We start from the raw sequence: 21,664 nt of genomic DNA, 5'->3' as shown, positions 1-21,664 counted from the left end.
AGCTCGGCTCGCTCTTCCTCGGCAAACTCATGAACAGGCACCATGATGCTGACGACGCCCTCCACTACTCCGTCGTGGTTATAGAGAGATTCAAACGCCTTTTTAGAAAGGTCTGCCCAGACCAGCCAACACGTCGGCGGCTAATACTAATGGGTATGCAGTAATAAACATGCGTTGAGAAACTCAGCAAAAACAGCCGCTATCACCGCTAGTGTGCGAGTAAAGCGCTAGCACTAAAAAGTGCTAGCTGCTGTCGTTGCAACGAGCGAGCTTGTTACTCGGACCACGCTTCAATCAATGCACGCTCTTCGTCTGTCATGTTGGTCATATTTCCAAGAGGCATGTATCCACTGGCGACCACCTGTTGAATGCTCTCTTTGTGATGCAAAATTTGATTAAGGTTATCGTAGGCAAAGCCAGCGGGAGGTGCAGAGAAACCGGGCTGCGTTGGCGACTGGGCATGGCATGCAACACAGCGCTGTTCAATGACCGTTTGCACATCAGCAATATCTGGCCCACTTTCTGTCGCGGAATTAGCCTGTTGAGTGCTCGGCATCCCTATCCAGAACGCCACCATAATCAAGAGAACACCTGCCACAGGATAACCAGGCTGTATTTTCCCCGCATGCATCAACACGAAGTACTGACGAATTAACGCACCCGCAAAAATCAGCAGCGCCATGATCACCCAGGCATAGGCATGTGAGTAGGCGAAAGAGTAATGATTGCTAATCATTAATAAGACGACAGGAAGCGTAAAGTACGTGTTGTGTACCGAGCGCTGCTTACCACGTTTGCCATCTAACGGATTCGGCGTTTCACCTGCTTTCATCGCCTTAACAATACGGCGCTGCCCAGGGATAATCCAAAAGAACACGTTGGCCGACATCGCTGTTGCCATAACAGCGCCGGTTAATAGAAATGCGGCACGCCCTGAGAACATCTGAGTGCTCAGATACGCCACCACCACCATCATGATCGCAACACCAATACTTAGTAGGCCGTCGCGCTCCATGTTAGGGCTGATGCGCTTACACATTTCGTTGTAAACCACCCAGCCCAATAACAAGAAAGTCAGCGCCAACACATTGGCCTGCCAGCCTGTCATATGGGCGGCCCACTCCCAGTTACTGTTGGGATTAACCAAATAGAAATCAGGGTTCACCATATATAGGATGATGAATAAGGCAAAGCCAGACAGCCAGGTGGTATATGCCTTCCAGAAAGACCAGTGGAGATCATCAGGCAGCTTTTCCGGGCTGGTGGCATATTTCTGATTATGATAAAAGCCGCCGCCATGCACCGCCCACATTTCACCAAACACCCCTTTTTTGCGGCAGTTTTCATCTTTAGGGGTTTTTAAGCCGTTATCTAGCATGACAAAGTAAATGGACTCGCCAATCCAGGCGATCGCGGCAATAACGTGTAGCCAGCGAAGCATAAAATTCGAAAATTCAATAAGATAGGACAGCATATTGGCTTTCTCGCCTCGTTTGTTTGTTGTTAGTCGGCAGCGTTAGTTTTTTATCAGGGATTATTTAGCTGCCGCGGTACGTCGAGTAAGCGTAGGGTGATACCAGTAAAGGCACGTGATAGTGCTGCGTGGCGTCATTGACCCCGAAGCGAAGCGGTATCACGTTTAAGAAGGCAGGCTCACTATCATTGACTACCCTGCCTTTCCCAACCCGGCCACCACAGCTTGCGAAGTAATCTCCTGCATAAAATTCCAATTCATACTCCCCTTCTTGTAATTCAGCGCCCTCTAACAAGGGGTGGTCGCAGCGGCCGTCATCGTTGGTGATTATCGTTTTAAGAAATCTGCGTTCGCCATTAAGAACACGATATAGATCGATTTTGACGCCCTCACCTGGGCAGCCGTGGGCAGTATCTAAAACATGAGTCGTCACGTAACCCATTGGTTTCTCCTATACTTTCTCTGTGTAACTACTGCTGTTGCTGTGTCTTTTCCATATGTTCCTGCTAACAGAAAGGCGTTAACAAGCAGGTCTGAAAATACACAACCCAAATCTAATGACGACATTTTTATATAAAATATATATACATTTCAAAGTATTTTTGTATACATTTTCCCAAGCAGCTCTTTTTTCACCATCTAGCCCTCTAGCTTGGGCGCCACACCAACTGACCAGGCCTCTTTTTCCAAACGACGAACAGGCTTGGCATGCTCGAGCTTTTATTCACGCTATTTATCGTGTTGAAAAGCGGTATTAGCCAAAGAGATAAGCATAAATAGGGCAAAATTATTTATTTTCACAAGTTTTTTTGTGTACAGTAAGAACCTTAATAATGAACAATAATTTTCAATCATTGAATACAATAACAAAGGAGAGTCTCATGAGTGACGCAATAGCCTCGTCGGAAGAACGAGCGCGAATAGATGGGAAGAACACCTCCCTCTTTGATTTCTATGGAAAACCTAAATTTTTAAAGGTGCTACCGCTGTCTCTTCAACACCTGCTAGCGATGATTGCTGGCGTGATAACACCGCCTATTATTGTGGCCGGGGTGGTGGGTGCGAGCGTAGAAGAAAAGCTTCTGCTTATTCAGATAGCGGTGCTGGCGTCAGGTGTCTGCACCGTGTTCCACCTATATGGCGCATGGAAATTTGGTGCGCGCTTACCTGCCATTTTTGGTGTCGGCTTTGCCTACGTACCGACGCTTGTGGCGGTTGGCGCTCAGTACGGGATTGAAGGGATTCTTGGTGCCCAGTTAATTGGCGGTATGACCATGGTTGTGGTGGGCTATTTCATTCAATATATCCGGCATCTATTTCCACCTGTTGTGGCGGGCACCGTGGTATTGGTCATCGGTTTATCGCTATACGACATCGCAATCCGCTATATGGCGGGTAGTGGAAACGTCAATGCTGCTAATTTCGGCGATCCAATTAACTGGATAGTTGCCGTTGTTACGCTACTCACGGTTTTAATGGCTGCTCAATTTGGTAAGGGGGTGATTAAGCTCTCTGCCATTATTGTAGGCATTGTCGTGGGCTATTTACTTTCTCTAGCCCTGGGCATCGTCAGTTTCGACAACGTCGCTAATGCATCTTGGATTGCCATTCCTAAAGTAATGCCCTTTGAAATGGAGTTTCACACAGCCGCCATCGCTTCAATGGTGGTGATCTGTGTTATCAACTCTGTTCAGACCATTGGTGATTTATCGGCCACGACCGTTGGCGGCATGAACCGTGAGCTAAAAACAAAAGAGCTCACCGGTGGCCTGCTTGGTAATGGCTTGACGACGACTATCAGCTCGTTTTTTGGTGCCTTACCCACGTCCACGTTCAGCCAGAATGTGGGCATTGTTGCAATGACCAAAGTCATTAGCCGTTATGTACTGGCACTAGCGGGCATCTTTATGATTCTGGCAGGTCTTAGTCCGAAATTCGGCGCGATGATCACAACAATCCCTTACCCCGTTTTGGGTGGCGCAACGATTACTGTGTTTGGCATGATCACGATGACCGGTATTCAGTTGCTGGTTAAAGATGAGATGTCTGCGCGCAATATGACAATCGTCGGGCTTTCCCTGGCACTAAGCTTAGGTATCGCTGCTGAGCCAGCAGCCATTGAGCAGTTTCCTGCAGTATTAAGAGACCTTATTGGCGGTGCGCCCATCGTCGTCGCCGCCATTACGGCTTTCACCCTGAATATCCTATTACCTAAAAAGTCCCTTTCAGATGAGGCTATGGAAAGGGAGAAAATTGCTAACGAAGACAAAGATACTGAGGAATCCAAAAGCCAAGGTGATAACCTTAGACAACGCAGTATTCATGCTGACTAATGACGTATTAATTAGCAAAAAAAACATCATTTAATAAACCATAGCTGTTGCTTTAGAACTGCCGCCAGACCGGCAGTTCTATTTTTTCATTGCAGCATACCGTAACGATATTAATGGAGTGACAGATGCACCGCTAAAACCGAATACTTTCAGCATGCCGTTAGAGGCAATAGCAACCGTGCGCCATAGCAGTGAGAAGAGCTTAGCTGATACACAAGAAATTGTACTAGGCAACCAGGACCTTGACCGAACGACAGTTGACGCATAAATACCCGTGATTTTCGACCACACAGAGCGCAAGGGGGTTTATTCATTTAAGCTAGGTCTCTTGATGCAGCAGCTACCCGCAAAAGGAAACCCAATGACGACGTTAAGCAAAACCAAATTAAGCTTTTACCGTCGCCTGTATGTCGCCCATTTAATTGAGCAAGGCGTAGCAAGCGTACCTGCGTTAATCGAGGCGACCGGAATGCCACGCCGTACAGCGCAAGACACTATCACCTCGCTTGCGGAGCTGGACATCGAGTGTGTGTTCCAGAAAAGCGAAGGCGAACGCCATAATATCGGCCACTATCAGATACGTGACTGGGGTGCGATAGATCCTCGCTGGGTCTCAACTCATGCGGATCGGTTAAAGCGCTCTCTTGGTTACACTTAGAAAACCTGACTTATTGATCCAATTCTGACCATGCTAATCGCGCCGTGTTAAGCGTCACACTGAGTGAGCTTATCGCCATGGCGATTACTGCTATCAACGGTGGTATGGCCATGATCACCACCACGCCGAGTGCCAGGGTGTTGTAGAGCGCCGAGAAGAATAGATTTTGCCCCATAATGCGCCGCGTGCGCTTTGCAATGCTGAGCAGTTTTACTACCCCGCTTATCCCTGGCGTCATTAGTTGGGCGGATGCTCCCTCGCGGGCAGGCTCGCTGGCACTCAGTGGGGCAATGCCAACATCTGCCGCCGCTAAGCTTAACGTATCATTTAGGCCATCTCCCACAAACAGCGTTGGTGATGGCAGCGCCTGCAAGAGCCGTGCTTTAGCTTCTGGCGAGCGCTGGGCATAACAAGCTTCGCGGGGAAGCCCAACACGCTCGCCTAGCCAGCTCACCGCACCCTGTCGATCACCGCTGATCATCGCGACCAGATAACCTGACGCTAGCAGGTGTTTCACGCTTGGTTCTGCATCGTCTACGGGCTGATCGGTAAGGTAAAGCGTCGCCAGCCAGCCAGATTCATCTGCCAACATGACCTGAGAAGCAAACGACAGCGCGGCATCTTCCGCCTGGGAAGGAACGATAATATGCTGGCGAGACAGCCAACTAGCGCTTCCCACCATTAGCCATTCGCCGCTCGTGAGCCGCACTCGTCGCCCTTCCCCAGGGAACTCTTCAACGCCAATCTTTAGCGGTGAACGCTGTTGATCTTGGCCGCCTGACCAACGCGCCAATGCTTGTGCCAACGGATGTTCGCTTCCAGAAACGGCACTTGTTAGCTTGTGCTGTAACGTGTTTTCATCAATGCCATCCCGTGCTTGCCAGTGAAGTACCGCGTGGCTGCCCGTCGTTAAGGTACCGGTTTTATCCAGCACCACTGAACGAATGCGCGCTAAGGTTTCGAGGGCGGCAGGGTCGCGCAGTACGATACCTTGCTGCATAGCCTGACCGCTACCCGCAAGACTCGCCAACGGCACTGCCAGCCCAACGGCGCAGGGGCATGCCACCACAAGTACTGAGAGAGCCCGCACCAACGCATTCTCCCAGCCCACTCCAAATAGCAGCGCCCCGAACAACGTGACTAACGAGAGCAATAGTGCTAACGGGCTTAACCAAGCGGCAAAACGATCAGCTAGTTTCTGCAGCTCACCTTTTTGAGCCTGATAGCGACGCATTTCATCACGCAGTCGGTCCAATCGGCGTTTACCAACCTCGGCGGTGACCTGCATTACCAGAGGCGTTGCGCCTAGGTAGCGATAGCCAGCGTACACCTTCTGCCCTGCATTGAAGTGGCGTGGCAGGCTTTCCCCAGTCAGCGACGCGGTGTCGATCCAGCCTGGAGCGTCAAGAATGCCATCCAACGCCACTAACTCGCCCGGCGTTAGCTTAATGCGCATACCCTCGGCCACTTCATTAACGGGGAGTAAAACCCAGACACCCTTTTGCCAAGCGCTTATCATCACGTTTGGCAACGCCAGTGCATCTAGCGCTTTCAGCCCACGATGGCGGCACAGCGTTTCTACCAGCCGCCCAGCCAGTAACAGCACAATCAGCATGACGGCTGTATCGAAATATACCTCTGCCGAACCGCGCCACAACAGACCAATCGACACGATTACCGCGCTAATGACGCCAAGGCTAACCAGCACATCCATCCCTGGGCGCTTGGCAAGTAACGTGCGCCATCCCGCACGATAAAATGGCAGGCCTGAATACAGCACCACAGGCATCGAAAAGGCACCCGAGATCCACGCCACCACTTGCTCTATTGATGCGTTCGGTAGTGCTCCCACGTAAATAAGCAACGATGCCAACATGGTCCACATACCGAACACAGCGCCTACCAATAATCGCAAGGTGAGGTAGCGGCTCTCTAGTTCAAGGCGTTCATGGGCATTCTCAACGGCTTCTAATTCGCTTAACCGATAGCCAAGCCGCTTAACGACCGGCGCCAGCGCCGTAAGCTCAACCGCGTTGGGTGCCCCCTTCACCCACACTGTCGCAGTAGGGTAATGAACGCTAGCATCCACGACTCCAGGAAGGCGTGTCAGCACACCTTCTATTGCCAGTGCGCAGCTAGTGCACCACATACCATGCAGGGTGTAGAGAGGCGTATTATCAGCAGGTGTAGCACGGATAGCTGTTTCATCGCCCTCCAACAAAGCGCTGCCATGGCCTTTCTGATTTATAGGCAAGGCGGCACGCTAATAATCGGCATGCCGGCAAATACCACGCCAAAGGCAGAAAACAAATACAGCCACGCCGAGACAGTGGCATGAAAACGCTGTCGTCCTTGATGCTGTTTTGCCGCTTGGCCACCACCCCAAGCAAGTACCGCAAACCCCACAGCGGTGATGAGGCTAACACCACCAAGGGCAGCATTAAGACCTGTAAACGCCCCCGCTTCCGGCGGCGGTGGTGCCACAGCACAGGCTACTGAAAGCCCGCTGTAAACGCCCACAAACCATAGACTCCACAGCATTAGCCCGACAACTAAGTGAATAGGGTGAGTAAATTGAAATCGTGCCAACAACATCGCCATTACCCTCCTATCACGCGAGGTAGCACCGCCAACGCCCCTATCAATAACCAGAACGTGATCACGTTATAGCGCCACAATAACGCCACTACGGCGGGCTCAAACGGCGCATGTGCCCCCACGTAACCATAGCCAACGCGAAGGGCTTGTAGCACCGTTAAGATAACGGCTAAGCCCCCATGAAAAAGCGCGTAAAAAAGCCCTACCAGCATCACTGCATCATGGGTCGTTTGGGTAGGTGAAAGCTCGGCACTAAAAAGAGCCCAACCTGTTAACACCGCCTGGATAGTGCCTAAACCACCTGCTAAATAGAGTCCTGCTGCCAAACGACCATCGCGTTGCTCGCGTAGTCCACGCAACAGTTTCTCTATCACTGTACTGCCAGCCAGTAAGGCTAGACCTGCCAACACCATCACCAGTAAAGAAAGCGGCGGAATGTCGGGCATTCGCCACTCGGGTGACACCGTCCAGAGGTAGAACCAACCAAACAAGTAGGAAAGAAAGAACGAACCATTAGCAATTAGGAAAACGGCCATGGCCCACAACCCGGGGCCATCCATTGTGCGCGAATGGAGCGGCGGGTCTCCTGTCGCTACATCGGCATTTGGTGCGGCGCTAGGATGCGCGCCGTTCTCCCATGACCAGCGCAGCAGAAAGACACCGGCAATAATGACAAACACACCTGCCAAGGCGTACACCTCAGTAAGCAAACTCAGACACACGACCGCCAACGCCGCCGCCGCAAACAGCGGCCACCAGGAATTACCAGGTAGGTGAATAATTTCACGAATTTTGCCAGTGATGGGGTCAGTACCATACATCTCACGCCTTCCGTGAGTAGCCACCGCCAAGCCGTGCTTACCTTCCTTCATGGTATGCGGCAAATTGGGGTCATCCCACAGTGGATGGCGGCTTCCCACATTAGGCAGGCTGACAAAATTATAAGCGCTTGGAGGCATCGTGTTAGCCCACTCCAGGGTATCGGCATTCCAGGGATTGTGTTTGGCTGGTTTGCCGTAGCGAAAGTGCAGCGCAATATCGAGCAACACCATGGCAATACCTGCCGACAACACAAAGCTACTGACCGATGAGAACAAGTTATAAATCTCCCAGCCCGAACCGGCTTCGTAGGTATAGACGCGCCTGGGCATACCTAAAAGGCCCGTCCAATGCATGATCAAAAAAGTACCGTTAAAACCTAAAAATGTTAGCCAGAAGCCCCACCGGCCCAGGTTTTCAGACGGCATACGCCCTGAAAATAGCGGCAACCAGTAGTAAAGCCCGGCAATCAGTGGGAAAAACATGCCACCGACCAGTACATAGTGCATGTGAGCCACTACAAAGTGGGTATCGTGTACCTGCCAGTTAAACGGTACCAGTGCCAGCATCACCCCCGTTAAGCCACCGCAGACAAAAATAATCAAAAAGCCCATCACCCAAAGCATGGGCAGTTTCATTTTAGGTTTGCCCAGCCATAAGGTAGCCAACCAAACAAACACTTGAATCGCTGTCGGCACCGCTACCAGCATGCTGGCCGCTGAGAAAAATGCCTGAGCGAGCTGCGGTATACCCACCGTAAACATATGGTGTACCCAGAGCCCAAAACTAATGAACCCCGTCACGATAATCGCGAAAACGACCCAGCCATAACCAACAATGGGCCGCCCGGCAAATACGGGAATTAGCGTGGAAACAATGCCTGCCGCTGGCAGAAAGATGATGTACACCTCGGGGTGGCCAAACAGCCAAAAAAGATGCTGCCATAATAAAGGGTCGCCACCGCCCGCAATCTGGAAAAATGGCATACCAACCGCGCGCTCAAGCTCCAGCAATATGCTACCCAGAATCAACGGAGGAAACCCCACTACGATCATCAGGGCCATGGCCAGGATATACCATGCGAACAGCGGCATTTTATGAAGCGCCATCCCCTGGGTGCGGGTACGCAAAATCGAAACCACCAACTCTACCCCCGCGGACACCGCAGAGATTTCCACGAAAGTAATCCCCAGTAGCCAAAAATCCGAGCCTAAATCGGGAGCAAATTCTTTACTACTTAGCGGGGTGTACATAAACCAACCGCTGGAAGGTGCCATTTCAATAATCAGGCTGGAAGTAAGGATAATTCCGCCAAACAAATAACAGAAATAGCCGAGTGAGGTTAACCGAGGACACACCAGATCGCGGGCACCAATCATTTTGGGAATCAGGTAAATCGCCAGCCCTTCCAGCATTGGGATGGCGAACAGAAACATCATCACCGTGCCATGCATGGTGGTAACCTGATTATAGATCTCTGGCGACATGAAGTTTTGGTCTGGCATCGCCAGCTGAGTTCGCACCAGCATGGCCAAAATGCCGCCAATCAGAAAAAACACCATCCCCGTGACCATAAAGCGCAGGCCAAGAGTAGTGTGGTTGACGATCGTTAAAGATCTCAACCCCTTGGGGTTACACCAAATGGCGTGCAGGTCGTTATGCAGCTGCTGCGGATCATGTTCAATGGCTTCTTGATTCACGCTCTTCATGGGGACAAGGCCTCCAGCCAAGCACCCAGGGCATCCAAGGTGTCTGTTTCAACGTCACCGTGGTCAGGCATTTTATTGCTGGGCTTCAGCGTTTGGTGGTGCTGCAGCCAGCGGCTAACCGCCCCCTCTTCCATGGCAATCACCCCCGCTCCCAGCATCGCGCGTCCACCCACATCGGAAAGCGTTGGACCAATGCCTCCTTGGCTAACCCCGGCGATCTGATGGCAACTAGCGCAATGCGTCTTAAAGGCATCACGCGCGCCGTCGTGGGTAGCATCGGCAACGGCGAGTTCGCGAAGCACCACTTCTTGTCTTGCAGTTAACCATGCGTCGAACTCTCTGCGCGGCACGGCCTCAACATGCAACTGCATATGGGCGTGGCCTACACCGCAAAGCTCGGCACACTGAGCACCAAAAACCGCCGGCTCATCCGCTTCTAAACGGATTTTATTTACGCGGCCAGGAAGCATATCTATTTTCCCTCCTAGCCGAGGCACCCAAAACGCATGTATCACATCGGCACTGCTGACGTGAAAATCAACGGGTTCACCCGCTGGCATAACCAATTGATTTGCGGTAATGACCTCACCACCTTGCGCACCGGGATAGCGCACTTCCCACCACCATTGATGGCCAATCACCTCAATTACCTCCGGTGGCTCGCCAAGTGGGAGCGGCAGCATGCGCTGCCCTGCAGACACACCAAACATCAGCAGTGTAATAATGCTGGCCACTGGCAGCATAATGCCGCCACCGATAATCCAGCGACGAGCAATGCGGCGTTCCTGAGCAGGCGTACGAACCACATTTCTTGGTTTAAAGGCGTAAAGCCAAAGCACCGTCACCCCGATCAGTACAAGGGTGGCAAACACGAGCATTACCCACCAAATTAGGCGCACATCTCGCGCAGCAGGCCCTGCAGGGTCTAAGATAGACTTATCGCCTGCACAGCCCGCTAAACTCACCAGCAAGACAGTCCCAAGCAAGCAAGCTGATTGACTGGCCCATTGCGGCGCTAAATGTGAACCGATGATAGGCGTGGTGCGATTACATTCCCTCATTAGCGGTTTCCCTGAAGCGCAGTAGATCTGATCGATTTTTTCGCTTTGTCTAACCACAGGAAGTGACGATGACACATACTCCCCAACCCTCGATCAAGAGCCGCGCTTCGCTGGCTGGCCACCCGCTTCACCCAGTGATGATTCACTTCCCTGTAGCCGCGCTGATGGCGCTGGTCGCTAGCGACTTGGCCTTTTGGTATACCCAAGATCCATTCTGGCTGCGCAGCGGTTTGTGGCTGGCTGGAGTAGGTGCGTTTGGCGGATGGATTGCCTCGATAGCAGGCATTATAGACCTGGTGTCGGTGGCGCGGATCCGCCGCCTGATTACCGGCTGGAGCCACGCGATTGTGGCCGTTGTCATGCTTTCCCTGGCATCGTTGAACTGGCTTTTGCGCTTTACTGAACCAAATGCCGTGCTGCCTTGGGGCTTGGGGATTTCGTTGGTAACTGCCGGCTTGATCGCGCTGGTTGGCTGGCTGGGCGGCCAGTTGGTTTACGAGCATGCCGTCGGCGTCGACGTTGAGAAGTCTCATTAGCTCCACTCCAGCGGTTTGGAGAGCACAAACCCAAGCACACCAAACATACCCATTAACGCGAGGATTAAGGCGCACAGGCTGGCGGCCTTTACGCCTTTAAAAATACCCATTTCCAGCCGCAAAATCAGCCAGCCGAAACAGCCGTGGGCAGCCACCATTAGCAACACGGCACCCAGCTTAAGGATTAACCACCCACCGAGAAGGCCATGCAACAGGAACAGCAGCGTGCCGGACGCGATGGCGACCAATGCAGCAGGCGTTGCAATCGAGTTATAAAAAAATCGCGGCATGGGCGGCGTGCCTTGCGCGAATCCAGCGTCTTTACGCAGCTGAAGCGAATGCAAAAGCAGAGCGGGTAAATACAAAAGTGCGCCGCACCAGATGACGAGCGCAGCGATGTGCAGCAGTTTTAGCCATGGCATCGTAGCTTCCTTGCGTTGCGTAAGGCAAAACGGGACTCGGCCCTAGTAACCTTAGTTAACGAAAGCGACTCTGACTAGGCAGGATAGCTGAAATAGACAATGATGATCGATTACGAGAACTCGCTAGGAGATATAGCGAGGTTCAGTCCACAGTGATTTCATACCCAGTAAATTTACGTAGGTTAATAACCCCAGTATCAAAGATAAGATACTGCCCTTTTACGCCTTGAAGAATACCTTCAATTTGCGGCTTCTTATCAAAATTATGTGACGTCACCTTACTCGGAAAGGTCGCGACCGGATAATGAAAGTCCAACGGCGTTTCATTCAGCGTACGAATAGCATCCACACCGTGCAAGTCACGTAACTGCCCTAACCCATCAGCTAATAAATTGAAGAGACGGTCGCGCTCAGCGCATAAGTCCAGTGGTTCCACCTCACCTTTCAGCATGGCGCGCCAGTTAGTTCGGTCAGCCACCTGCTCTTTAAAGAGCATTTCGACAAACCCAGACTGTTGACGAGTGTTAACCTCTAGAATGGGCAGCGCCTGAATGGCCCCTTGGTCTAGCCAGCGGGTCGGCATTTGCGTTTTGCGGGTAATACCCACCTTTAAGCCTGATGAGTTAGCTAAGTAAACAATATGTGGCTGGAAACAGTGTTTCTCCCCCCAGGCGGGATCTCGACAGGTGCCCTGATAATAGTGGCACATTTCAGGCTTCATAATGCAGGTGTCGCATTGGGCCAAGCGCTTAAAGCAGGGGTAACAATAGCCTTGGGCAAAGCTTTTTTTGGTTGCCCGCCCGCAATGGGTACAGGCAATTGCGCCACTCCAGGCAAGGCGCATCGGCGAACCGATACGCTCATTCAGTGGCACCCTATGTTCGCCCGCTCGAAGGTGATACACCACCCGATCACCTTGGCGGCTGGGTAAGTCAGCCGCCATTTTCTGCAAACACCCTTGCACCGGGGATACTACCGAAGCAAACAAATCATCAGTCACGCGTGGCATCCCGGGCAAGGCCTGCCATTTCAGGGGAAACGCCCGCACCGGTCGCGCCAGCACCGCAGGTTCGCCGCTCAAGATAACCAACGCGGTTCTCTTCAGGAACGTTATTTTCCACCTCAAAGCGCATCACAGCTTCCAGACACAATTCGGTCTGTTCGGGCGTTAAATACCGCCCATCAGGCCATTTTCGCAACGAAACGGCCTGCTTGAGGCTTTCGTAAATCGTGGGCGTCATTTGGTTAATCATTTTATCGAAGGTCATGTCACTCATCGTAGGCACCTTTAATGTTTGCTTCGTTTGGATGAATAGTACCAGCCTGTGGCCAGCCCCACGAGCAGCCCCCCCAAGTGCGCTTCATTTGCTACGTTGCCAAACCCCACGCTGCCGGCAATATCTGTCATCGTAAATACCATCCAGCCCAGCATGAAGACAACAAGCATCTGGGGAACGAAAAACCCGCTTTGCGGGGCACGAAAAGACATCAGCCACACATGCGCTAACAAGGCGTAAACGACGCCTGACATGCCACCAAACAGCACGGTTCCAGTGACATATTGCGCAATGTTAGCGCCAATACCGGCAACCACAAGCAGTAGTAGCATGATGCGACTACCCTGAAGCTGCTCAATTTGACGACCGAAATACCACACCCACATCAGGTTGAAGATCAAATGCATCCAGCCAAAGTGTAAAAACGCGGGCGATAATAAACGCCATAGTTGGCCAGACATCATTGTGTCACCAAGGCTGCCATAAACAAGCTGCCCACCTGAAACGCCCACAGGCACAATAGTGAGCCCTACAATCAGCAAGTCACCAAAGACCCCGATTAGCGCAAAAACAAGCAGGCTAATACCGATCATCATGGCGGTAACAGGCACTTGGCGTATCACAGCTACCACGTGTTGACCTTTGGGCTGGCGATTAGGTTGGGCAGCATTAGTAATCAGTGGCTCGCCTCGCTCCCAGCAGCTAACCAACGATTTCAGTTCATCACGCTGGCGTGGGTCGGCAACCCATAGCAGTTGGCCATCTGTTTCATCGGTAATGCGGTGACCAATGCGGTAGTGCCACAGCGCCTTTCGCAGCTCTTTTGTATCCGCGCCCGTAGGTAAAAGCATGACTGGATGCATGGCAGGTTCCTTTCAACCAATAAGTATTAGCGCGACGACACGCCGGGCCACCAACGGCTAAGCGAAAAAAATCCGGCGGAGGGGGCCGCCGGATCAAAAAAGCAAGGGATCATTCAAGGGAACACTTACTCTGATAACCGACAACGCCGTTAGTTCAGCTATTTTGAAAAAAATATGTAGCTATTTGTAAGTCTAAAAAATTGTTGTTAGTCAAAATCTATTTCCCACGGTTTTGGCAGTGCACGCTCCTCTTTTGGCACCTGTATCCATACAAAATGATCCGCATTGAGCCGCGTTTCCCCGCTCCAGCGATAGGCGACCAAGCGACCAAATTTGACCGCACTGTAATCCAGACAAGCAATGTTCTGTGCTGGCAAGGCAGGAATGCCCTCGCACCAATAATGACCGATAAATAGAGGTGGTTGCTCAGGGCCATAATAGCTTAGGCGTTGGCGCTCGGTGTCAGTAAGCACTCTAGTTTCTAAATCACCGGGTAGGTTATCGGGTTGAAAGACCACATCCCCCCACTGTTGGGGGTTAGCTGACCAAAAGTGAGCACGAAAACTCTGCCTAGTAAAACCATCACCAGAATGTATGGCAATGCCTGCTGGTAACGGGATATGAGGGCCGCGAGTTAAACGATCGAGTATACGAAAGGCTTGAGTTGAAGGATCAGTGGACTCAACCAAAAAGTGGTTATCCATGCAGGCGTTGGGGGCACGCTGTCTAAGCTGACGAACAAGCGCTTCATCCCAGCAAGCATGCACGACACGAATTCCATCAAGCTCTAGACATAACGGAATCGTTTTAAACCACGCCAGGGTGTCCTCCCACTCGTTGGTATAATCACGGTACTGAGCTAACGTATCTTCAATGATGCGGTTATGGCGCGGGGTGTGTTCGCGCAGCCAGCGCTTGTTACTTCCTGGGGGCGCAGGGTGCGTATAAGCCAGAGCATTGTATTCATGATTACCCATGACAATATGCGCTTCACCCTCCTCTACCATTCGGCGTGCAATCGTTACCGCCAAACGAATGCGGGGGCCGCGATCAATCAAGTCGCCTAAAAAGATCACCTTTCGGCGAGGGTGCCGATACACCCCGCCCCGCTGATGGTAGCCAAGACGTTCTAGTAACGCCGCCAGCGTTGCACCACAGCCATGAACATCACCAATTAAATCGTACCCCTCCATATTAATCCCCTAGCCGATGGCTCCAGCCGAGTTTACTGCGCAACACTTCGTAGAAGTTATGCCCAAGAGGATGCACTAGCTGAACGCGTTCCGGTTTTCGCTGAATGACGAGCACATCGTCAGGTTTAGCCACTGCACGAGTTTGCCCGTCGCAACTGATATGGGGGTAGGTCTGATTAGTTTCTCCAATGTGAACACGAATCTCGCTGGCGGCATCAATCACAATGGGGCGACTTGAAAGCGTATGGGGAAACATCGGCACTAGCGTCACCACATCAAGCTTGGGATGCATAATCGGCCCGCCCCCAGAAAGTGCATAAGCCGTTGAGCCGGTGGGCGTGGCAATAATCAGTCCATCGCTACGTTGGCTATACACAAATTGCCCATCAATAAACAGTTCAAATTCAATCATGCGTACCGCTTTGCCTGGGTGAACCACCACCTCATTGAGCGCGACGCCACTTCCCACCGCCTTACCGTTTCGGTACAGCACGGCATCCAGCAAAAAACGCTCTTCAACTTCAAATTCACCCGCGAGCACTTCGCCAACGCGACTTTCCAATTCATCGGGAGAAATATCGGTTAAAAAACCTAACCGCCCCCGGTTGACGCCTAATATCAACGTGCCACTCAGGCACAGCGTACGGGCAGCTCCCAGTAGGCTACCATCACCACCAACAACGATGACAAGATCGCACAGTTCGCCAAGCATGCGGCGGCTGGCTTCAGGCAAGCCATGATTTGGCAATGCTGTTGCCGTGCGGTCTTCAACTAGAACTTTATAGTCGTGGGCAACTAAATAACTGACCAGCCGCTTAAGCGAATCGACCACTTTGTCGCTGCCTAAACGACCAATTAAACCGATGGTTTTAAATGGCGTTGATTTTAAGGACATCGTTTTGAAAGACTGCGTGCGTTTGGCCTGGCTTAAAGGTGCTAAACCTGACGATGGGGTGTTAGTCATGGAAGACTCTCGCTAGCATCAGCACACATTATGTAGAGTATGGGGGTAACGAGCAAATTGCCCAGCATAACGCAGACCCGCTGGCTTACTCTGGGCAAAAAAGTGACTTCAATTAATTAGGCAGATATAACGCGACGGCGCTGTAACCACCAGTGATTTAACCACAAAGAAGCGGCCATGATGGCAGCACCTAACAGTAGCTTGTCGATATCTGCATCGCGGTTCCATATCACCAGATTAACCACCAAACCAGCGGGCACTAGTGCATTGTTCATTATCGCCAACGTTCCTGCATCTACTTTGGTGGCTCCCTGGTTCCAGGCGAAATACCCCACACCAGAAGCGACTAGCCCAAGCCATGCCAACACGCTCCACTGCACTGGCGTGCTGGGCAGTGCTGTTGTATTGCCAAAGAGCAAAAAGGCAGGGAGCGCCACCAACATAGCGCCAATAAAGAACCAACCGAATACGTTATGCCACGCCAAGGTGGGCGGCAAATCCGCGGCGAGCCGACGATAACCTACCTGACCTATCGCGAAACAAAGGTTGGCCCCTTGAACCACCAAAAAGCCTAGCCAAAATCCACTATCAATACCGTCGTAACGAATCACACCTGCTCCAATCACCGCTAATATGGCGGTTACTAAATAAATAGGCGTAAAACGCTTAAACATCAGGTCATCAAGCAATGCGATATAAACTGGAGTAAAAATCGTGAATAACAGAACCTCAGGAACCGATAGCAGTAAAAACGAGTGGTAAAAAAAGGTGTACATGATACCTAACTGCACTGCGCCCAGCGCCATTAACGCTAAGCGCTGCTTACCACGCAGCAGGCTTGGACGTAAAAAAGGCAGAAAAACCAGCATGGCGAGCGTTACCCTAACAAGCACTGCAAAGTAGCTGTCTACTTGGCCTGCCAGATACACACCGATTAATGAGAAAGAGAACGCCCACAACGCCGTTACACCCACAAGATAGCTCATCGTAAACCCCGTAATAGATAATAAGTTTACAGGATTATACCCACTTAACGTCGGCTGCCAATGGGCCAAGCGATTAATCAATGGCTCAGTGCTTTTTTAACCATATAAACGCATGTACGACGCCAGGAATCCAACCCAGCAACGTCAATACCACGCTCGTGGTAATTCGTTTTGCCCCACCTTCTGTTAACCCGACGGACAAAGGCGGAAACAAAACAGCTAGTGCGTAGTAGGCAAACCGTAGCGACGTGGGTTCAGACGATGCTGGCATTTCCCCTGAAGCCTTGGGCGACGGCGTTGGGTGATTTGATGCGTTGGCGGCTTCGTTTGCTTGCGTGGGTGGAACGAAGTGCTCCACTGCCGACTGCGCTTGTTCCGCTTGCTGCCTCTCCTTAGCAAGCGCTTTTTGATGAGCTTCCTTATCAATTTTCTGCTCTAACGTTTCTGCACCGTCGGCCAAATCATCGTGATGGCGTTCCCAGTCTTCCCAATCGTGTGGCGTACCCGATTTTGGACGCTGGCTACCTGACCCACGCGCCCGCTCCCATGCTTTTTCTTCTAATGTATTAGGTCGTTCAGGGTCTCGTTCAAAGCCAACGCCTTTGCGGTTGAGGTATTCACGTGCGTCCATAATGACTCCTTGCAGCGTCTGAAATGAAGCAAAACGTTGAATGTAACAATAATAAGGACAACGCAGGATGAGTTAAATCTTCTACATTAATAAAGTTATAGGTTTTGTTATGACAAGGTTTAGTAATGACAAGGGCTTGTGATGCCAAGGCCTCAAGATTGATAGCTTTCATGCAGCAAGCGGTTACTGCTCTCTTCACTTTCTATGCGCAACCCCGCGTATTACGTCAAGGAGTATCAACATGAATAAAAAAATCCCCGATACCGTGCGCGATGTCATGTCGCGAGACTGCTACCGTGTAACTGGCTTAACCTCCATCACCAACTTAGCGCAAGGCTTGGCATTGCATCGTTTACCAGGCGCCCCAGTGGTAGATGCGTCTGATCGACTCATTGGCTTTATATCTGAACAGGATGTGATGGGCAGCGTATTAGACAGCATTTATAACGATCATGAAGCGCCGCTTGTACGCGAGTTGATGCGCCAAGACGTGCTCACAACAACGCCCAATAAAAGCATCTCCGATTTAGCTCAGGAAATGCTTGGAGCGAAACCTAAGATTTACCCCGTCGTTGAGCAGCAGCGCTTAGTCGGAATCGTCACGCGCCGCGATATTTTAATGGCACTGCTAACCATTCGCCGCCATTAACCATCGCTTTCCAGTGACAAAGACAATCGTTCGGGCTCAACAAAGTGACCGATGTACAAACAAAAAAAACCGCTGCTTGATGAGCAGCGGAAGCAAGGGATCAAAACATTAGTCGGAACAACACTATTAACGACTGCTATCACCATGTTGCTCGTAACTATCTGACACCTTGCACAGGAAAAGTTCGCAAAACTGCAAAATTTTCGTCTTGGGGGGCAGCAAGCGTATACTGTCGGTTATCGTTGAATGAATTTTGATACTGATTTTGCAGGGAGTTTAGTATGGCGCTGTACCTACTAGTGTTTGGCGTCTGTTTGCTGGTAATAGGTGCTGTGGTGCTAATATTAATGACCGTGGGTACACCACGCTATCGCACAGAGCCTAATGATCTGATCGATTTATTCGACAAAGCACTGGGAAGCAAGGTCAGCGAAACGGAATGGAATGCCATCATTGGCTACCCCATACGGCACGATGAGTATCTGGACAGTGTACGCCGCCGTGCATCGCACTTAATGGATACCCACGGGCGTCATTGGCAAATTGCACAAAGCAAGCCGCTACTTAACCAGGAGGGTTACGCGGAACTGAAAGCATTACGTGATCATTTAGCGGCACATACAGCGCTGCGCAAGCAGTGACAAGCAAGCAGTGCCGAGGAGACCCTATGCCGAGTACTATTCGTCAAATCCCCTTAGAAAGTGCCACAAAACATCACGCACACGACTTTCACCAAATAGTCATTACGCTGTGCGGCTCTTCAGAATTTGAAATCGAAGGTCTCGGTGGCCGGGTAAACGCATTTTCAGGTTGCATTGTTCCCGCTAACCATGAACATTTTTATTCCGGCAACGGCTACAATCGTCAACTGATTTTAGACCTGCCTGAAGATGCTCCAGCCTTAACGGGCGAGCACCGAGAGTTGGTTGCGTTGTTCGATGCTCCACGTTTTTTTGCCCTCGACAACCCATTGCGCCACTACCTTGCTTTTGTAGAAAGCGAGCTTGTTCAAGGGTTTGACACGTCGGCAATGTCTTTTCAGCAAGATCGGCTTGCTGCCACGTTGCTTGGCTCCTTAAAGGCGCGCCTAGGTGCTTCAGAAAGCACATCACAACGGCGACTCAATCTTGATCAAATTGATCGATTTATTCGTCACCGCTTGGCTGACGAGCTGAGAGTCGCTGACCTGGCAAAACTGGCCTGCCTTAGCGAAGCACACTTTTCTGAACGCTTCCGTGTTCAAACGGGTCTGTCACCCTGGCAGTATGTGCGGCGCCAACGCTTACACGCAGCTCGGCAGCTTGTACTGCAAAGCCGTCTGCCACTCACTGATATTGCCATTCAAACTGGCTTTGCTAACCAGAGCGCTCTTTCTCATGCTTTTCGGCGTAGTTATGGCTTATCTCCCCGTCAGTTACGTCAAGGCGGTGAGATAACAAAAACACCGCTCGATTCTAAGACGCATTCAACGCCATATTCAACGCCATTAGCGCCCACTGCATCTACCTCTAGCGCCAGCGTTAAGGCTGCTGGCGCACTCTCAACTCGCTAGTTACAACATAGTTAGCTTGGTCACATAGCAGGCAATATTGCGTGTTGGCAGACACTTAGAAACTAAACTAAAGTCTTAAAAAGCGTTTCTTGCCGAGAAATTGACACATTTTGCCATGAAAACGACATACACCTAATGGCCGCTCGCTCTACATTCGACCGTTATCTTAGGCATGGTGCCCTACTCTTTCGTCAATGAGTGAATTGCTCATCAATACTACTGACCTGAATCGTTGGATATGAAGTGCCTTAGTAACTGGAAATGATAAAGCGATTGCCTTAAGGATTGCGGCCTACCCTGGCGTTAACGTGTCTGGCGACATTCAGGGCAGGCTTCTTTGAGGCCAGTAACGTAAATCGGAAAAATTGAATAACAGCGTTTAACAATAACAAGGCTGCGCATTACCGGGTTCGTTTCGGTAAGCGCGCTAATCTGTCGGAGCTAGCTCCGTCCTGACGACTTGGAGAGTTTTCATGGCTATCGGTGTTTGGATAAGTCTTTTTGCCTACTTTGCGCTCATGATCGCTATTGGCATTTATGCTATGCGCAAAGCAACGTCCTCATCCGAGGATTACATGCTGGGTGGGCGTGGGCTCAGTCCTCAGGTCGCTGCCCTCTCGGCCGGTGCTTCAGATATGAGCGGCTGGTTGCTACTCGGGCTACCTGGTGCCATGTTTGTATCCGGCCTGGGCTCGGCTTGGATCGGGATTGGCTTGCTGGTGGGGGCCTTCTTCAACTGGACGTTGGTCGCCCCGCGCCTGCGTGAACAGACCGTTCACTATGGCAACGCAATTACCATCCCTGCGTTCTTGGCGAACCGGTTCCCAACTCGGGCGATGTCGCTTAGAACCGTATCCGCTATTGTCATCGTCATCTTTTTCGCCGTTTACACAGCATCGGGCCTAGTGGCTGGCGGCAAGCTGTTTGAAAGCGCATTTGCCGGAATTTTCAATATCGGTGACATGAGCAACTACGCCATGGGGGTCATTATAACCCTAGGCGTGGTGCTTATTTACACCGTTGTAGGCGGCTTCCTGGCCGTAAGCATGACCGACTTCGTGCAAGGCTGCATCATGATGCTGGCGCTAGTGATCATGCCGGCAGTGGTTCTCTTCGGCGAAGGGGGCGGCGGATTCGCCCAGGCGTCACAAACCCTGAATGAGGTTGATCCCACGCTACTTTCCTGGACGTCGGGACTGACCTTTATCGGGTGGCTCTCTGCAGTGACTTGGGGACTGGGCTATTTTGGGCAGCCCCACATTATTGTGCGCTTCATGGCTATTCGGACGCTGAAAGAGGTGCCGGTTGCCCGCAACATTGGCATGGGCTGGATGCTGATTTCTCTTATTGGTGCCGTTTCTCTGGGTATTTTTGGACGGGCCTATGCGATTCGTAATGGGCTGGAGGTTCAGGACCCAGAAACGATCTTTATCATCCTGGCGGAGTTGCTATTCCACCCGCTGGTCACCGGCTTCCTCTACGCAGCACTGTTAGCGGCCATCATGAGCACAATTTCCAGTCAGCTTCTGGTGTCGTCGTCTTCCTTAACTGAAGATTTCTACCGCCTGTTCCTACGTAAAGAAGCAACGGACAAGGAGTGTGTCCGCGTCGGCCGGATTTGTGTCGTACTGGTTGGCCTCGTCGCCGCGTTCATTGCGTCTGACGAAAACTCTCAGGTTCTAGGCCTGGTAAGTAACGCCTGGGCTGGCTTTGGTGCCGCCTTTGGCCCGCTGATTATTCTGTCGCTGATGTGGCCGCGTACCAACGGTAATGGTGCCATCGCAGGCATGGTGGTCGGTGCGGTCACGGTCATGGTTTGGATCTCACTCGGCTGGAACGGTGAGTTCATGGGTGGCCCTGGCGTGTACGAGATTATTCCAGGCTTCATCGCATCCTTCATTGCCATCATGGTGGTGAGCAGTATGACTGACGATTCTGG

General features: G+C 51.5%; 21 protein-coding genes. 7 read left to right on the top strand and 14 right to left on the bottom strand.

The genetic code is table 11. The annotated features are described in order from the left end of the window. Positions 1–274 precede the first annotated feature (274 nt). Both ELY33_RS13830 and uraH read right to left on the bottom strand, forming a co-directional pair. Complete coding sequence (locus ELY33_RS13830; RefSeq protein ID WP_126948496.1) at positions 275–1,474, bottom strand: urate hydroxylase PuuD; 1,200 nt, start codon at positions 1,472–1,474, stop codon at positions 275–277. A gap of 64 nt (positions 1,475–1,538) precedes the next feature. Further along, positions 1,539–1,916: a hydroxyisourate hydrolase gene (gene uraH, locus ELY33_RS13825; RefSeq protein ID WP_126948495.1), complete on the bottom strand. Its 378-nt coding sequence runs from the start codon at positions 1,914–1,916 to the stop codon at positions 1,539–1,541. 439 nt (positions 1,917–2,355) lie between these two features. Between uraH and ELY33_RS13820 the strand changes: the two genes are divergently transcribed. Next, on the top strand, positions 2,356–3,807 hold the full coding sequence (locus ELY33_RS13820) for a uracil-xanthine permease family protein (protein ID WP_126948494.1): 1,452 nt from the start codon (positions 2,356–2,358) through the stop codon (positions 3,805–3,807). Between the two features lie 361 nt (positions 3,808–4,168). Next, positions 4,169–4,465: a winged helix-turn-helix domain-containing protein gene (locus tag ELY33_RS13815; RefSeq protein WP_126948493.1), complete on the top strand. Its 297-nt coding sequence runs from the start codon at positions 4,169–4,171 to the stop codon at positions 4,463–4,465. Positions 4,466–4,475: 10 nt separating this feature from the next. Here ELY33_RS13815 and ELY33_RS13810 read toward each other — a convergent pair whose 3' ends face one another. The 4 genes from ELY33_RS13810 to coxB all read right to left on the bottom strand — a co-directional run bounded on the left by ELY33_RS13810 (position 4,476) and on the right by coxB (position 10,652). Then, the gene (locus tag ELY33_RS13810; protein WP_126948503.1) at positions 4,476–6,614 is read right to left on the bottom strand and encodes a heavy metal translocating P-type ATPase; all 2,139 of its coding nucleotides are present in this window, start codon (positions 6,612–6,614) and stop codon (positions 4,476–4,478) included. Positions 6,615–6,709: 95 nt separating this feature from the next. Beyond that, positions 6,710–7,066, bottom strand: a complete 357-nt coding sequence (locus tag ELY33_RS13805; protein ID WP_126948492.1) for a hypothetical protein — start codon at positions 7,064–7,066, stop codon at positions 6,710–6,712. Beyond that, the gene (ctaD, locus tag ELY33_RS13800) at positions 7,066–9,591 is read right to left on the bottom strand and encodes a cytochrome c oxidase subunit I (RefSeq protein WP_126948491.1); all 2,526 of its coding nucleotides are present in this window, start codon (positions 9,589–9,591) and stop codon (positions 7,066–7,068) included. The genes ELY33_RS13805 and ctaD overlap by 1 nt, the downstream gene beginning before the upstream one ends. Further along, the gene (coxB, locus tag ELY33_RS13795) at positions 9,588–10,652 is read right to left on the bottom strand and encodes a cytochrome c oxidase subunit II (protein ID WP_126948490.1); all 1,065 of its coding nucleotides are present in this window, start codon (positions 10,650–10,652) and stop codon (positions 9,588–9,590) included. Before coxB ends, ctaD begins: the two co-directional genes overlap by 4 nt. A gap of 68 nt (positions 10,653–10,720) precedes the next feature. Between coxB and ELY33_RS13790 the strand changes: the two genes are divergently transcribed. Beyond that, entirely contained in the window at positions 10,721–11,188 is a 468-nt protein-coding gene (locus ELY33_RS13790) for a DUF2231 domain-containing protein (RefSeq protein ID WP_126948489.1), read from the top strand. Here the strand turns inward: ELY33_RS13790 and ELY33_RS13785 are convergent. The 8 genes from ELY33_RS13785 to ELY33_RS13750 form a co-directional block, all read right to left on the bottom strand. Then, the gene (locus ELY33_RS13785; protein ID WP_126948488.1) at positions 11,185–11,610 is read right to left on the bottom strand and encodes a CopD family protein; all 426 of its coding nucleotides are present in this window, start codon (positions 11,608–11,610) and stop codon (positions 11,185–11,187) included. The genes ELY33_RS13790 and ELY33_RS13785 overlap by 4 nt on opposite strands. 142 nt (positions 11,611–11,752) lie before the next feature. Continuing rightward, positions 11,753–12,619, bottom strand: coding sequence for a DUF2797 domain-containing protein (locus ELY33_RS13780; RefSeq protein ID WP_126948487.1), 867 nt, complete (start codon positions 12,617–12,619; stop codon positions 11,753–11,755). After that, complete coding sequence (locus ELY33_RS13775; RefSeq protein ID WP_126948486.1) at positions 12,603–12,887, bottom strand: YeaC family protein; 285 nt, start codon at positions 12,885–12,887, stop codon at positions 12,603–12,605. Before ELY33_RS13775 ends, ELY33_RS13780 begins: the two co-directional genes overlap by 17 nt. Positions 12,888–12,898: 11 nt before the next feature. Further along, entirely contained in the window at positions 12,899–13,750 is an 852-nt protein-coding gene (locus tag ELY33_RS13770; protein WP_126948485.1) for a rhomboid family intramembrane serine protease, read from the bottom strand. Positions 13,751–13,956: 206 nt separating this feature from the next. Further along, on the bottom strand, positions 13,957–14,943 hold the full coding sequence (locus ELY33_RS13765) for a metallophosphoesterase (RefSeq protein WP_126948484.1): 987 nt from the start codon (positions 14,941–14,943) through the stop codon (positions 13,957–13,959). A gap of 1 nt (position 14,944) precedes the next feature. Beyond that, entirely contained in the window at positions 14,945–15,838 is an 894-nt protein-coding gene (locus ELY33_RS13760; RefSeq protein ID WP_126948502.1) for an NAD(+) kinase, read from the bottom strand. A 185-nt stretch (positions 15,839–16,023) separates the two neighbouring features. After that, positions 16,024–16,893 (bottom strand): carboxylate/amino acid/amine transporter, encoded by an 870-nt coding sequence (locus ELY33_RS13755; RefSeq protein ID WP_126948483.1) that lies wholly within the window; start codon positions 16,891–16,893, stop codon positions 16,024–16,026. Between the two features lie 85 nt (positions 16,894–16,978). After that, on the bottom strand, positions 16,979–17,524 hold the full coding sequence (locus ELY33_RS13750) for a YqaE/Pmp3 family membrane protein (RefSeq protein ID WP_126948482.1): 546 nt from the start codon (positions 17,522–17,524) through the stop codon (positions 16,979–16,981). 241 nt (positions 17,525–17,765) lie between these two features. Here ELY33_RS13750 and ELY33_RS13745 point away from each other — a divergent pair, with 241 nt between their 5' ends. The 4 genes from ELY33_RS13745 to putP all read left to right on the top strand — a co-directional run. Next, a complete protein-coding gene (locus tag ELY33_RS13745; RefSeq protein ID WP_126948481.1) occupies positions 17,766–18,173 on the top strand; it encodes a CBS domain-containing protein in 408 nt (135 codons plus the stop codon). A gap of 281 nt (positions 18,174–18,454) precedes the next feature. Then, positions 18,455–18,814, top strand: a complete 360-nt coding sequence (locus tag ELY33_RS13740) for a hypothetical protein (protein WP_126948480.1) — start codon at positions 18,455–18,457, stop codon at positions 18,812–18,814. Between the two features lie 26 nt (positions 18,815–18,840). Beyond that, positions 18,841–19,725 (top strand): AraC family transcriptional regulator, encoded by an 885-nt coding sequence (locus ELY33_RS13735; protein WP_126948479.1) that lies wholly within the window; start codon positions 18,841–18,843, stop codon positions 19,723–19,725. 473 nt (positions 19,726–20,198) lie between these two features. Beyond that, positions 20,199–21,664, top strand: a 1,466-nt coding sequence (putP, locus tag ELY33_RS13730) for a sodium/proline symporter PutP (RefSeq protein ID WP_126943434.1), incomplete at its 3' end; no start/stop codon positions are given.

Origin of the sequence: Vreelandella andesensis, assembly GCF_003989795.1 — a bacterium.
In the GTDB taxonomy this organism is placed as follows: Bacteria; Pseudomonadota; Gammaproteobacteria; order Pseudomonadales; family Halomonadaceae; genus Vreelandella; species Vreelandella andesensis.
This window is presented reverse-complemented; position numbering and strand designations above follow the sequence as displayed.